Genomic DNA, 13,658 nt, shown 5'->3' on the forward strand with positions numbered 1-13,658 from the left:
TTAAAATATAAATCCTAAAATTGTTTGAATAGTGTCATTTTCAATAATAATAAATAAACCTAAAGCTATATAAATGATAGCCATAATCCAACGACTAAATTTCTCAACAATTTCTCCAATTCCTGGGATATTAGCTAATTTTTGTGCAGTAAACACCAAGAAGAAAATTAAAATTAAAAAGACAAACAGAGTAAGTAATAAATTAGTAACACTTAATGTCACAAAATACGGAACAAATAAACCAATATTATCGGCGCCACAACTTGCTATCGTAACAATTGCAACCGTACCAACTAATTTAGACAATCCTTTTTCATTCAATTCTTTTTTAGCTCTCTTTTCTCCTTCACAATCATCATAAATAGCCACTTTAATTCCAAGATAAATTGGTATTAAACCCAATAAACCTAATATCCACTTTTCTGGAACATAATTTAATACAAAAGCTAAAAACAAACTAACTAATATTAAAATAATAGACCCTAAATATTGACCAACATAAATATTTCTATATTCTTTTCTAGTCTTTGCTCTAGCAAAAAATATTAATAAAATTACTAATAAATCAACTGCTGTAGCAATATAAAGAACAGCAGCAGCAACAACCGTTTGAATCATAATACACCTCATTCAAAAATATTTTTGAATGTATTATAACTTATATTTTTAAATAATCATAGGTGCTTTATTCCAATTGCTTTATTGACGTTGAGCCTCGGAACCCTTAACAATCCCAAAACTTGTCGAATGGTCGGCTTAATAGCTCACGCTATGCCGACATTCGTCTGCAAGTTTAGTTAAGGGTTCTTCTCAACGCACAATAAATTTTCTCGGCATAAATGCGTGTCTATGCGTAGACATGGAGACACTTCAGAATTATGGAGTGATTACATGAGTTTAACTATTTTTCTTTATTCAGTTTTAGGAAGTTTATTAGCAAATTATATCTACGAAAAATCTTCAAAATAAATAACTTTTTCGGTTCTACTTTGTACACTTTATCTACCTGGTAGACCTAATTGTTATTGCTTTACAGGTCTAAAATTCGTCGTTATAATCTAGTTAAATCCCGTAAGGGCGCACTTATACGTCGGATAAATCGACATGTGCAAAAACGTAATCGACCTTCGTCGATTTTTTTATTTCAAAATTAAAGAAACGGCTTGAGATATTCCGAGCAGTTATAAAAATTAATTTGCGTTGAATATTGCTACTACATTCTTGAAAAAGTGATGTAGATTTATAGCCCATAACTTTTTTGAATTACATCGACGATACGGCGTCGAAAGAAAAAGCTACCTCACTTTATCTGGGGGGGCTTTTATTTTTTATGCCCTTATTTTGAATTTTAAGAGGGCATTTTAAAGATTTAGGGGTGATTCATATAGTTTTATATCTAAAACTTATATACGCTTTTAAAACGCAAATATGAGCCAAATAAATATATGCTATTTTCAAAAACAAAAATTTGAGCAAAAACAATAACTATTTTTTAGACACTGCCCATTTACATGCAAATTAAAAATTAGCATAAAATTCTTTAAAACTTCCCCACGTTCTTCTAAATTCCTGCAGGGCTTTTCTTATCAAAAACTTAGAAATTTTAATTTAACTCTAAAATCTCCGTAAGAGCATAAGGGAAATTTGTCCCCATCAATGAATGGGGGATCTGGCAAAGCCAGATATTTCAAGGCTTCGAAAATGTTTTTGTGTGGGGTCATAAAAAGCTCAAGTGTCACACTTTTGTGACACTACATACAGCATTTGTCACAAAAATAAGACAGCACTTTTTTTACAAAAAAGTAATAAAAAAAGACATCAGTTATCACTAATGCCTTAAATAATAATTTTGCTTTTCAAAATTGCCGTAATCGAATGTGCCTTTTCTTCTTCATTTGCTATTTTATCTTCATCACTTGTATTAATTAAATTGCCATCTTCAGCATCGTCTAAGTTTAAAATTTTATGTTTTTATTTAAGCAATCCACCATAACTTAACATACGTTTTCGATACAAATCTTTTTCTAGATCACTGACAATTTCTTGATTTTTTCATCGCTATCAGTTAAAAAGTCAGATGATTTAACGAAATATTTTGATGTATCTTTGATTGTTATAAAATCATTTGAATGATTGATTAAAGATATTATATTGTTTCATGTTTTTACGGCGCATATAAAGTGCATGTGTTTCTTCAAATTCAGTTAAAATTGTTTGCATTAAATAACCTTGCATTGACTTGAATGATTACTAATTTCATTTTCGGACTCTATATCATTCAAGTCATTCATATCATTTATTTCAGTATTGTTAGATTCAGTATAGCTAAGTTCAGTATCATTAGATTCTGTTTTATCGACTTCTTGAAGTCGGTTTTTCCGACTTCCTTGCCATTGCTGCTCTCAACAGTGTTTTCTTGCTTTTGAATTTTATAAATATCATCTTCTGTTACTTCTGGTTTAACTAAATAAAGTTTATTTGTCTTATTTAAACCTTGTCTTTCTTGTAGTAGTAATTCGGCTTCAATTAAGTTCTTTCTTTATTTTAATTACTTTATCTTTTTTACAATTTAATATATTTTGTGGGTTTTCATTTTTGTAATAAAAATAAATATTACCTGTTTTAGAATCAACCCAACCATTTTTAATTGATAAATCTAAACGATCTCTAAGAATACCCCATGCCATTTTTGCATCATTGGATAACTTGATATATTTAGGATTTGTAAAAAATACTTTCGGTATTTGATAAAACTTTTCTCTGTATTCCTCATTTATGTTGTAAAGTTTAATTGACATAATAAAAACCTCTTTCCGAATTTTAGTTTGGTAAGAGGTAATAAAACGCTTACATTTTTTGTGTTTATTTAATAATCTAGGTGCTTGCACTAAGATATTATTCATTATATAATCTAAGTATCGAAAATTATATAAATAAACAGTTTCTAAACGTTTTATTACCAAACCCCGACTATTACCAGTAGTTGGGGTTTTTGTTATATTAAGGTTATTATAGCACTTTGAATAAACTTAAAAAAGGGAAAATATAGGTTTATAAACCTTTGATAAACACCATAAACCCTTTACAAACCCTTGATAAAAAGGTTGGCGAATTTATATTTTTATTTGTCGATTACTTTATTATTAATCGTTATAAGCTTATAATATTTTACTAAGGGTTTATAAACATTTTATAAAGGGTTGATGATATGAAAAGTGTAAAAAGGTTGAGTGAAGAATTAGGGGTTAGTAAGCAAACGATTTTTAATAATATTAAGAGATTGAATATAGAGACAATAAAACAGGAAAACACTTCGTTTATTAAAGAAGATACCGATATAGAAAAAATCATTCAAAGAGTAAATGAAAATAAAAAGAAATATGGTTTTGAAAGTGCTACTGAAGACAAACAAAAAAAAGAGTCGGATAATATTAATTTTGAATCTAAAAGCGATGCTCAAATAGTAGAAATACTTAAAAATCAGATTAATACTTTAAATAATCAAATTGAAAAACAAGAAAGTCGTCATGAAACAACAATTGAATTTTACAGAAAAGAGTTGCAAGAAAGATCAAAATTGCTTGAGAATCAGCAAGTTCTGGCATTAGAGAGTAATAAAAAGATTCAAAAATTAGAAAATCAATTAGAAAAAGAAAAACACCTTAATTATCCCTTTGATACATCTACTAACGCTAGACAAAACGTTGATGCACAAGAAAAAACATATACTACTAGTCCTGTAAATATTAACCGAGATCAGGAAGAAACTAAAGAAACAGAGATTCAATATAAGGATATATCTGGAAGTCAAAGCGACGAAAGTACACAAGGTGAAGAAGCACAAAGAGAAGACGTTTCAGCTAATCCAAATGACAATGATAGTGATATAGAAGAAAAGAGTGAAGAAACGGAACCTAAAAAGGGGTTTTGGAGTCGTCTATTTGGTAACTAATTTTAATTAAAAAGGTACGACAAGTTCATAAATTAGCCGTGCTTTTTTATGTGAATTGAACTTCTGATAATCATCGATTATGTTAACCAAACAAAAAGCCATAAATGCCTATATGACGGCATTTATGGCTTTTTACTTTCATTATCTTTTATGCATCTTTTATACATCGTTGATTTGACGCGTTTTCATTCTTTTGCATTGGCAAGTATTTTGTATCTTTATTCAGTTACTATTTCTTTTCTCCAACCTAACAAACCATCTTTAACTCTAATAATATGTTTGCCACGCCAGACACTTCTTACTTCGAAATAATACCATTCCCCGTTTTTGTTGAGGAAATAAATATCTTGATAACCTTCTTTAATGACATATTTTGTAGCTTCTTGTCTTTGATCGCCAAACATTATCAATCCCACCCTTATATTTATTTATCTTTAATATATAACAACATTTATTAATATTCATGTTATTTCATGGAAGGAGAGATTTGTTATAATGTGAAGGTCGTCTATCTCTCAGATGTCAATTCGGCGTAGAGAGGAGGTGCGATTTATGAATGAAATTCTTGTTCACATCATGACAACGGCAATCAGTGGTTGTCTCGTTACGTTATTTGGTTATTAGCTCCATAAACGTGATAAAAAATAATATAGACGATTAAAGCCAATTCACCAAAAAACCCCGAACTACGGCGAATAGTTCGGGGTTTTTTGCGTTTACAAACGAAATTCTTGTTACTTTTAGTATATATTTCATATTGCCTTTTGTAAACTCTTCTATTCTTATCAATACATTTCAAGGTGTCGTAAAAATACTTTCCTTTTTCATATTGCCTGATGTGCATTAAATTTTGATTTTAAAATCAACCCATGAACGAATGAATGGCCCAAACTAAAAATCCGGCAACAGGAAAGAAAAGCCACCAAAAATCATAAAGAAAATCAACTATGGAAGGTACCCTGTTACTCTCTCTATAATTTCCCTCTAAAATAACTTTTTTAAAACGTGCATCTCCTTTAATTAAATGCTCTAAAGAGATTCCGAATAAATCGCTCATAGCAATCAAAATATCTAAGGAAGGATAGTTTTTGGCACTTTCCCATTTAGAAACACTTTGTCTGGAAACCTTTAATATATTGGCTAATTCCTCTTGAGACCATCCTTTTAATTCTCTCTGTTCTTTTATAGCTTCAGCTAATTTCATAAAATCACTCCTTAACTCAAACTATAATTAAAATAATTGAAAAGTCACGATACTTTTAGTTAACCAACTCGCAACGAAAAGTTGCGTTATTCCCAATTCAGTTCAAGTTGTTTTAAAAAATCCTCTCGTTCTTTCTCTAATTGTGGGTCGTAATCTTTTTGAGGTTGCTTTTCATATGACCGTTCTTCTAACCATTTAGGCGTCTTTTCACGCCTCACATATTGTCTTGATTTATCTATCTTGGACATTTGAGGTTGTCGTTTGTTATGAATGCGTTTCTCAGCGTCAAATGTGAACTCTATCCATTCAATTTTACGCCCTTTTTTCGCTTTGATTTTATTGATAGTAAGATTATTAAATATAGAACCTAATTCAATAATAATAGGTTTAAAAACATTTTTGTTAATATCAGTCATACGATAAGATTTAGGTATATCTAAACGATTTTTAAAATCATCGATGTGAATTTTTAAATAGCCTGTATGTTTGTATTGTTTAAGTAATCTAAACATATTTTTAGAATATGTAGATTTAAGCCTAGTCATTTCTTTTAATTCAAATTTTGTAAAATTATTAGTAATTGAATTCAATATGTGTTTTAAATTTGAAGAAGTTGATATTTCTAGATATTGTTCTCGCTTATGGATTCTATAATGATTGAATAAAACGAATCTTTCTATTACATCATCATCTTCATATCTAATGGTTAAATTCAACATCTTTTTATACACATTATCTAAATCATTAGCAAATCTATTAATATTACGTGTTTCTGGACTATAATTACTTAATTTTTTTAATTCATCAAAAGACAAACGTAATGTATTAGTATCTTGCTCTTTTAATTTATTACACATCGCAAAAAATAAATTAATTTCAGTAGCTGTAAATCGCCTTAATGGAACTAAATTCATTTCATTTTTATATACAACTGTCTCTCCTGTCATGATACAGCCCCCTTTATTACGAACCTAAAGGAGTATCGTTTGAATATACACTCCCATTTGAAAACTTTTATTCACAATAAACTACTTTATTATCAATGTCAAACCATAAAAGGAGTACAACTTTTTAAAACACTCCTTTTATGTGGCAAAAACACTCCTTTTATGTGGCAAAAACACTCCTTTTATGTGGCAAAAACACTCCTTTTATGTGGCAAAAACACTCCTTTAGGCATTGAAATCCCTTGTTGCTCTAGGGCTGAACAAGCCCCTAAAAAGGTTTTTAAAAAGATTTATAAAAATATATTAAAAAGTTCGAGGGGGGCTACCTATTTTTCATCCTAAAAAATAATTAACCTCAAACAAATGCATTTAAATATCTATTTTTATAATGTATAACCATCTTCTCTATCTTCTTTAAAAATGATTTCTCGTTCTTGTGCTTGATATTTCTTCTTAAAGAACTGTTCATCATTGTTATCTATCGTCATTACTTCACGTATTTTAGAATTGTCTAAATGATTATCAATATGATTTATTAGTGTATGATAACGCTCTTCTTTCATCATACTTTTAATGATTTTAAAAACTTGATTGAATAACTTAAGCGTATAATTTAGTTCTTTATCTTTCTTTTCATTCTCTGACAACAAATAATTATAACGTTGTGCTAAATCATTAAATTCTTCAACCAGCTTTTCATTTTCCATATGGACACTAGTCAATTCATTAACTAAACTTTCATTTTGTTTCTCTGCTTTTTTTAATGACTTCCCACTTTTAATACATTCATAATCATCTAATATCATCTGTGCTGCTTTAATTTGTTTAGTGTATTTTTCAAAATCAGTTTTAGTAATTACAATATTGCCTGTTTCTTGCTTCTCTTTATGAAACCATCCACCTACATTTTTAGTTTTAATTTCATACATGACACTCAGAAGCTTTTTAAGCGTATCTAATGATTTTTGGTAGTTTTGTATCAATTTATCATTTTCTTGCTTTAAATAATCCTCTATTTGCTTCTAGCGCATATGCATTTGTTTATGATATTCTGTTTTTTGTTTATAACGGCTAACTTGATCATGTTTTTCTTTTGTAAGTTGTCTAGAAATTCCTCGTTTTAAATCATAGCCTTGCTTATTAATATACGTATTGAATCTATCTTGGAATTCGGTTAATGCTTTTTTATTACCTACAACTTCTTTCGCACTTAAACGTCCATCTTTAGTAATAGGAACTACGCCATAATGCATATGTGGTGTTATCTCATCCATATGTACTGTCGCATATAAAAGATTTTCTTTACCGTATTCTTCTTCCAAGAACGCTTTAGCATGCTTAAAAAACTATTTTGTCTCTTCTTCAGATAATTGATTAAAAAACACATTATCTGATGTAATTAATCCATCAATATGTTTAATGGCATCTGTTCTAATTTTGCGTTTCCCTTTATAATTTTTTTCGATTTTCTCATCAATTTTTTTATTAAAATCAAACTTAGTATCATTGACTAAATCATAGTTTAAATATGACTTACTTAAATCAATATCTATATTTTCATAATTTTTATTTTCTCTTTGAATATGTCTTTGAATACCTCTTGTATTTGTTTTTGATTTCACTTTAACAACTCGAATAATTGAATAAGACATAATAAATCAACTTCCACTGCATATGATTATAACACCTAAACACAGAAAAGTTTTAACATACTAGACTTATTAAAAACCAAATAAGTCATTAAAAACGTGTGCTCTGCGAGGCTTGTTTTTTGTCATCATAAAAAAGGACTGGAAAATCCAGTCCTTAAATTAAAAAACTCAAAAGTAATGACTAATCATATTTCATATTGTTTTTTCTCTATGTATGGCTATACCTATCAATATTTCTTAACTTCTAAGCTCAGAAATATTGACTATGACATCAAATCGTTTCGCAAGCTCTAAATCATGCGTTACGACAATCATAGTTTTATTTTCATCAAGTAGCTTCAATAATAAATCAATAACTATTTTTCCATTTTTCGTATCTAGTGACCCAGTAGGTTCATCAGCTAAAATGATTTTCGGATCTTTTAATATTAATCTTGCCAATGCTACTCTTTGTTGTTCACCACCGCTTAGAGAACTAACAATTCTCTTGATATCTAAATCTAGGCCGACCTTTTTTAATACTTCTTTCTTTAAGTTCATATTATCTTTTTTATTCTTTTTGAACTTTAGGGCTAAATCTAAATTTTGACTGATTGTTTGATTTTCAAGTAAAGCAAAATTTTGAAACAAATACCCTAACGTATATCTATAAAAATCGACTTTCTTTTTTAGTAACTTATCTTCAATATATATGCTTCCTTGTGATACATCTTCGAACCCAGCGATTATGTTAAGTAAAGTAGATTTTCCAGCGCCACTTTCTCCAACTAAAGCATATGATTTTCCTTTTTCAAAATTAAAGTTACATCCGTCTAAAATGTTTTTATTACCTTTTTTTACAAAAACATTTTCAAGTTTTATCACTATCGGTCACCTCATTTTAAAAAGCTAGGAATATCTTTTGTAATGTATTCTATCGAACGCACATATTTCCCTTTATGATTTACTTTCACATATTCTTTTGTAGGATCATAACCTAAAAAATCCAATTTATAACTCTTTTTTTCTCCATTTTTAGAGTATACAGTTATATTTCTATAGTCCTGGGTATCTTTTGGAACTTTGGCATAAGATACTTTTTCTTTTAACAGTGGGTTAAAACGATCTAAATGCTCATTTCTAACCAATAACAGACTAAGTATGATGATTAATAGTACAATTGTTACAATAATTAAAGTTCTTTTCATTGTTTAAATCTCCCTCATTAAATCTTTAAAGTATTTTTCAAGATATTTAATATAAGCAATTTGAAGTAAATGTTGAATAATAGCAATAGACATTATTATGAATAGTAATATCTTTGAACCAAATAAAATATGCGTAGTGTAAGCTAACATAATAGAAAGTAAGATAGAAATTGTTAAATAACGTACATTACTGCTGAATAATGAATAACCATGAATTTTTCTTAATAATAGTTGCTTTTTATTCCAGCTAAAATATTGAATTGTTTCAAATACAGTAGCTATCAAAAGAATGAAAACGTTAATAATAATAGTAACTATTGTTATTATCATTTTTGTTTTCGTTTCATTTAATTCATTTAACACAGAATCCTTGTAATTAGTTATACCGCTAATTTCTTCTTCTAGGTGATTATCTTTAAGCAACTGTTTAAGTGTATCTAAATCTTTAAATAGATATCCACCTTGAGAAACAGCAGCTAAATAAAAATCTCCTGTTAAATCGTCAAGTGTCAACAACATTACTATTGGAGAATCTAGATACCCAAATTTCAAATTAGTTGTGCGATCAAAAGAAAAAACAGATACGTTTTTTGACAGTACTTGCACATCTACTTTTTTGTTTTGTTGCTTTTGAAAGTCAATCCATCCTTGGTGATTTTTTTGAATTTCAGATTTTTGATATTGTAACCTTGGAGGAATAAACACGTTTATTTTATCCGAATGATTGTCAATCATTTTAAAATCATGATTTATATTTTTATAGAAATTCAGAAAATTGTTATTGATAAAAAAGACATTGCCATTTTCAGGAATGTAATTGTTTTTATCGGGATTGGCTATATTATTATTCTTTAAAAGCAATCCACCAAGTTGTTCGCTTTTCTTAATTAAATTGTATATATTAGTTTCTAAAATTTGTTTTTCTTCTGAATTTCTAATATTAGGAGAAATCTCTAATGTATAGTAATTATCTAACTTTTGCCAGATTTTTTCAGAGTCATATATATTCTTTAACTTCGTATAAGCATTTAAATTTTGTGCCAGTAAAAAAGATAGTATTAGCACCATGATACATTTGGTGAAGGTACCCATAAATATTGAAAACTTATATCCTTTTTTCCCTTTTAAGATTAATGGAATACTTAACTTCAAAAGAAGACTATACGAAATCAGCCACAGCAATGTAGTAATACAAGCAAAAACAAAAAGCAACACGATAAATCTACGAATAAACATTAAGAAATCCAATTCTAAATTGGCTATATGAATGATTAATATATTAGCAATAAAGAAAATAGCGGTAAGTACTAGCCAATAAATGATTTTTATATGAATATTATGAAAAATAATGCGTGTAGTTGAAAAGCCATGTAGCTTTTGAATAGCATAAAATTTCAAATTATATCCTCTGTCATATAAGAAGTACAAAAGATATAATACGCCTAAGAATATGAAAGGCACTAATAAATCATTATCTATGACTAATTCAAAAAATAATATGTTTCTATTTATGTATTCAACTTCAGATGTTAAACCAGCTTTTTTTAATTCACTCGTAAGCTCTTCTACATTGAAATGTTCACCAATAATATAATACTTTCCTTTTATCTCTCTGTTTAATAAATCTGATGGAGTTAAAAGTGATGTTTTATTACGTATAAAGTCAGAATTATTTCGTTTTGAGTTGAAAACAAAAAATTCTTTTTTATTATCAAAATCTTTAACGGATTTAATTATTTGTATATTTTGATTTTTGGCGCCTGATTCAATGACATCTAACACTTTTGATTTACTGTTAGATTTATCCCAATTAGAGATTGTTAAAATATTGGAACTTTCAGGTATAATTTCTTCATTTTCTTTGAAGAAAAATAAAAATAATAGCCCTGAAATTAATAATAAAGTACTAAAATCTAAAAATAATTTGAATTTTTTCATATTGCCTCTTTCAAGAGAATAGACAGAATTAAGTTTACTTAATTCTGTCTATTCTCCTTAATTAATATATGTAATTAGTGAAGACTATAAAATGTTTTGTTTCCACCCCAAGCCTTTGGAGCAGATGCCTTAGATTGAACACCAGGTCGAGCAACACCACTAAAAGATGAATATTTCCCTACTGCTGTTGAACCATGATTTCTTTTATTGTGACTATAATAAGACCATACGTAATGTTTTCCAATACCATGGCTCCAAACACCACCAGCTACATGTACTGTTGCAGCTTCAGCTTTATAAGTTACACCTAATAAAGTGCCGAATAAGATTGTACTAGCAATACAACTAGAAACAAATTTCTTTTTCATAAAAACACCTCCATTTAATATTCTTTATTTATTATAGCAAAAATAAATAAAATAGAGAATGAGTAAAAATAATCTAAAAGTGTTTTTTCTGCTCTGTTGCTTGTTTTGTTCATCTATATATAATATTAATTCTATTATCCTTAAATTAACTATCATTAAACAACGATATGACAATGTATAATAAATACAATTTCACTACCTATAATTCAACATTATATAAACTAAAGTATTTCAAATAATTAACTGTATTAATACTCTCATCATGATTGCGTTATAAACATTCGTTAATGAGAAAAAGAGAGAGCATATTTACGCTCTCTTTTCTTGTCTTATTATTAAAAACTCATAATAGATTATAATCATCTGTTTTGAGACGCTGTGAGAAGCTCTCAGTTGCATTGAAACAAAGTTTATTAAATCAAATCATTATCGTTTTTAATTCTGTAAATCGTCTGCCTTGTTATATTTACTTCTTTCGCAATTTTACTAATTGATTGGCCTTCTTCTAACATTTCTACAACGCGATGATAAATAATACGTTTCTGTGGATCTTTAGCATTTGGTGAATAAAGTAAGGGGCGCCCTTTATATACGCCTTTTTCCTTCGCAACTTGAATTCCTTGCGCTTGTCGACGTTTACTTTCATTTCTCTCTTGTTCTGAAACCATTGCTAATATTTGAATAATTAAATCTTTCATAAACTTATCCAGTAATGGATTGCCAACCACTTCATTCATCATAGGTAAGCTAGTAATCATTAATTGTACTTCTTTGTCTTTTAAATAATTAACGGTATGAATCACTTCATCATAATTACGACCTAAACAATCAATGGATTCTACTACAAACCGATCTCCCATCCTCAAAAAGTTAAGTGCTTCTTGAAGTACTGGTCTATTTTCAATAGATTTCCCAGACTGTTTTTCTGTAAATATTTTTTCAGCACAAAACGTCTTTAAATTTTCAAGTTGTCTTTCTAAATTTTGATCGTTCGATGATACTCTCGCATAGCCAACAATCATTGATTTCCATCTCATAATTAATATACACCCTAATCATACGTTTCAGTTACTATAAATTCAACAATTATGTCACTTTGCTTGATATATGAGAATTATTTAACCTTATAAATGAGAAAAAAGCAACGCACTTTAAATAAGATACGTTGCTTTTTCGATTGATGAACACCTATAATTAAACTATTCATCTATTATTTATGATTTTTTGTATATACAATATTTCTAGTTTGTTAAAGAGAATTAAGAAAATAAATCTCGAAAATAATAAAGGGAAAATCAGGTTTTGATATCAAAATTATACATGTCAACGATAATAGAAAATATAATACAAACTATAAGATGTTATCAGTATTTATTATGCATTTAGAATATTAAAATTCCTTCATTACACTCTTGGCGGTTTCACTTATCAACTTATCATTTGGCTTATCACTTTTATTGTCTTTATTCGTAAAAATGACTAAAACAATAGGTTCAGATTGGCCCTTAGGATAAACAAAAGCAACATCATTTCTAGAAGCATATGTTATTGCTTGACCACTTTTATCAGCAACCTTATAGTCTTTTGGAACACCATCTTTAATTAAAGTGTCTCCGTTTTTATTATTAAACATTAAATCAAGTAAGAAATTTTTATTTTTTTTGCTTAATTTTCCATTTGCGATAAGTTTATTTAAAGTCTTGCCGAAAGCAGCAGGCGTTGAAGTATCTTTTTTGCTCTTTGGCGAATAGTAATTTAATTCTATCTCATATCTAACTGGATTTGTTACTTTATCTCCTAGTTCTTTTAGACGTTGTTTAACTTTTTTGATTCCACCGATTTCTTTTATAATTTTATTGTTTGCTGTATTATCACTATATGTCATTGAAGCCTCAATAAGTTCTTTTAAAGTGATGTCTTTTCCTACATATTTTTCTAAAATAGGAGAATAAGCAACTATATCATCTTTGTTAATATGTACTTTTTTATTTAACTTATTATAAGGTACTTGTTCTAACAAAATAGCACTATTTATCGCTTTTGAAGTCGAAGCATAGGCAAATCTCTTATCTGAATTAAATTTTACTTCCTTACCACTTTTAGTATCTAAAGCATAAACACCAATATGAGCATTATATTTTTTTTCTAAATCATTTAACTCTTTGGCATGTGAACTGTTTGAATTACATGCACTTAAAACTAAAGCCATTACAATTAAAAATATTAACTTTTTCAAAATAAACCCTCCGATATTACAGTTGTAATTTTTACAAAACAATAATATTACAATTGTAATATTGATGTCAATTGTTTATTATAAATATTTGAAAGAAGGTGTCAAAATGGCTAAATTACTAATAATGAGTGTAGTAAGCTTTTGTTTTATATTTCTATTGTTAGTATTTTTTAG

Annotated in this window: 14 protein-coding genes and 1 pseudogene; 2 read left to right on the forward strand and 13 right to left on the reverse strand. The window is 28.2% G+C overall.

What is annotated here, in order from left to right; all coding sequences use genetic code 11:
• On the reverse strand, positions 1 to 618 hold the full coding sequence (gene cadD, locus AB0H81_RS39525) for a cadmium resistance transporter CadD (RefSeq protein WP_000616820.1): 618 nt from the start codon (positions 616 to 618) through the stop codon (positions 1 to 3).
• 1,904 nt (positions 619 to 2,522) lie between these two features.
• Complete coding sequence (locus AB0H81_RS39530; RefSeq protein ID WP_358385891.1) at positions 2,523 to 2,888, reverse strand: replication initiator protein A; 366 nt, start codon at positions 2,886 to 2,888, stop codon at positions 2,523 to 2,525.
• A gap of 320 nt (positions 2,889 to 3,208) precedes the next feature.
• Here AB0H81_RS39530 and AB0H81_RS39535 point away from each other — a divergent pair, with 320 nt between their 5' ends.
• Positions 3,209 to 3,952, forward strand: a complete 744-nt coding sequence (locus tag AB0H81_RS39535) for a DUF536 domain-containing protein (protein WP_000843758.1) — start codon at positions 3,209 to 3,211, stop codon at positions 3,950 to 3,952.
• A gap of 218 nt (positions 3,953 to 4,170) precedes the next feature.
• Here the strand turns inward: AB0H81_RS39535 and AB0H81_RS39540 are convergent, their stop codons facing one another.
• The gene (locus AB0H81_RS39540; protein ID WP_015056205.1) at positions 4,171 to 4,368 is read right to left on the reverse strand and encodes a hypothetical protein; all 198 of its coding nucleotides are present in this window, start codon (positions 4,366 to 4,368) and stop codon (positions 4,171 to 4,173) included.
• 136 nt (positions 4,369 to 4,504) lie between these two features.
• Between AB0H81_RS39540 and AB0H81_RS39545 the strand changes: the two genes are divergently transcribed.
• Entirely contained in the window at positions 4,505 to 4,576 is a 72-nt protein-coding gene (locus tag AB0H81_RS39545; protein WP_106873653.1) for a type I toxin-antitoxin system Fst family toxin, read from the forward strand.
• Positions 4,577 to 4,814: 238 nt separating this feature from the next.
• Here the strand turns inward: AB0H81_RS39545 and AB0H81_RS39550 are convergent, their stop codons facing one another.
• From AB0H81_RS39550 to blaZ, 10 genes and pseudogenes are all read right to left on the reverse strand, one after another.
• A complete protein-coding gene (locus AB0H81_RS39550; protein WP_000761341.1) occupies positions 4,815 to 5,156 on the reverse strand; it encodes a helix-turn-helix transcriptional regulator in 342 nt (113 codons plus the stop codon).
• A gap of 86 nt (positions 5,157 to 5,242) precedes the next feature.
• Complete coding sequence (locus tag AB0H81_RS39555; RefSeq protein ID WP_000145511.1) at positions 5,243 to 6,103, reverse strand: replication initiation protein; 861 nt, start codon at positions 6,101 to 6,103, stop codon at positions 5,243 to 5,245.
• Positions 6,104 to 6,486: 383 nt separating this feature from the next.
• A complete protein-coding gene (locus AB0H81_RS39560; RefSeq protein WP_000615759.1) occupies positions 6,487 to 7,086 on the reverse strand; it encodes a hypothetical protein in 600 nt (199 codons plus the stop codon).
• A gap of 39 nt (positions 7,087 to 7,125) precedes the next feature.
• Positions 7,126 to 7,755, reverse strand: a pseudogene (gene mobV, locus AB0H81_RS39565) (MobV family relaxase).
• 237 nt (positions 7,756 to 7,992) lie between these two features.
• Positions 7,993 to 8,619 (reverse strand): ABC transporter ATP-binding protein, encoded by a 627-nt coding sequence (locus AB0H81_RS39570; RefSeq protein ID WP_000593103.1) that lies wholly within the window; start codon positions 8,617 to 8,619, stop codon positions 7,993 to 7,995.
• An 11-nt stretch (positions 8,620 to 8,630) separates the two neighbouring features.
• A complete protein-coding gene (locus AB0H81_RS39575; RefSeq protein WP_000831610.1) occupies positions 8,631 to 8,942 on the reverse strand; it encodes a YxeA family protein in 312 nt (103 codons plus the stop codon).
• A gap of 3 nt (positions 8,943 to 8,945) precedes the next feature.
• The gene (locus AB0H81_RS39580) at positions 8,946 to 10,880 is read right to left on the reverse strand and encodes a bacteriocin-associated integral membrane family protein (RefSeq protein WP_000713729.1); all 1,935 of its coding nucleotides are present in this window, start codon (positions 10,878 to 10,880) and stop codon (positions 8,946 to 8,948) included.
• Between the two features lie 74 nt (positions 10,881 to 10,954).
• Positions 10,955 to 11,248, reverse strand: coding sequence for a lactococcin 972 family bacteriocin (locus AB0H81_RS39585; RefSeq protein ID WP_000726502.1), 294 nt, complete (start codon positions 11,246 to 11,248; stop codon positions 10,955 to 10,957).
• Between the two features lie 413 nt (positions 11,249 to 11,661).
• Entirely contained in the window at positions 11,662 to 12,270 is a 609-nt protein-coding gene (locus AB0H81_RS39590; protein ID WP_001566953.1) for a recombinase family protein, read from the reverse strand.
• A gap of 368 nt (positions 12,271 to 12,638) precedes the next feature.
• Positions 12,639 to 13,484, reverse strand: a complete 846-nt coding sequence (blaZ, locus tag AB0H81_RS39595) for a penicillin-hydrolyzing class A beta-lactamase BlaZ (protein ID WP_000733289.1) — start codon at positions 13,482 to 13,484, stop codon at positions 12,639 to 12,641.
• Positions 13,485 to 13,658: the final 174 nt, after the last annotated feature.

This window comes from Nonomuraea sp. NPDC050691 (genome assembly GCF_040654455.1).
Lineage (GTDB): Bacteria > Actinomycetota > Actinomycetes > Streptosporangiales > Streptosporangiaceae > Nonomuraea.

Bases quoted from the DNA above. Each gene is read 5' to 3' on its own strand.
- AB0H81_RS39590 (WP_001566953.1), bottom strand. From the start codon at position 12,270: ATGATTGTTGGCTATGCGAGAGTATCATCGAACGATCAAAATTTAGAA.
- AB0H81_RS39585 (WP_000726502.1), bottom strand. From the start codon at position 11,248: ATGAAAAAGAAATTTGTTTCTAGTTGTATTGCTAGTACAATCTTATTC.
- cadD (WP_000616820.1), bottom strand. From the start codon at position 618: ATGATTCAAACGGTTGTTGCTGCTGCTGTTCTTTATATTGCTACAGCA.
- AB0H81_RS39575 (WP_000831610.1), bottom strand. From the start codon at position 8,942: ATGAAAAGAACTTTAATTATTGTAACAATTGTACTATTAATCATCATA.
- AB0H81_RS39580 (WP_000713729.1), bottom strand. From the start codon at position 10,880: ATGAAAAAATTCAAATTATTTTTAGATTTTAGTACTTTATTATTAATT.
- AB0H81_RS39550 (WP_000761341.1), bottom strand. From the start codon at position 5,156: ATGAAATTAGCTGAAGCTATAAAAGAACAGAGAGAATTAAAAGGATGG.
- AB0H81_RS39535 (WP_000843758.1), top strand. From the start codon at position 3,209: ATGAAAAGTGTAAAAAGGTTGAGTGAAGAATTAGGGGTTAGTAAGCAA.
- AB0H81_RS39555 (WP_000145511.1), bottom strand. From the start codon at position 6,103: ATGACAGGAGAGACAGTTGTATATAAAAATGAAATGAATTTAGTTCCA.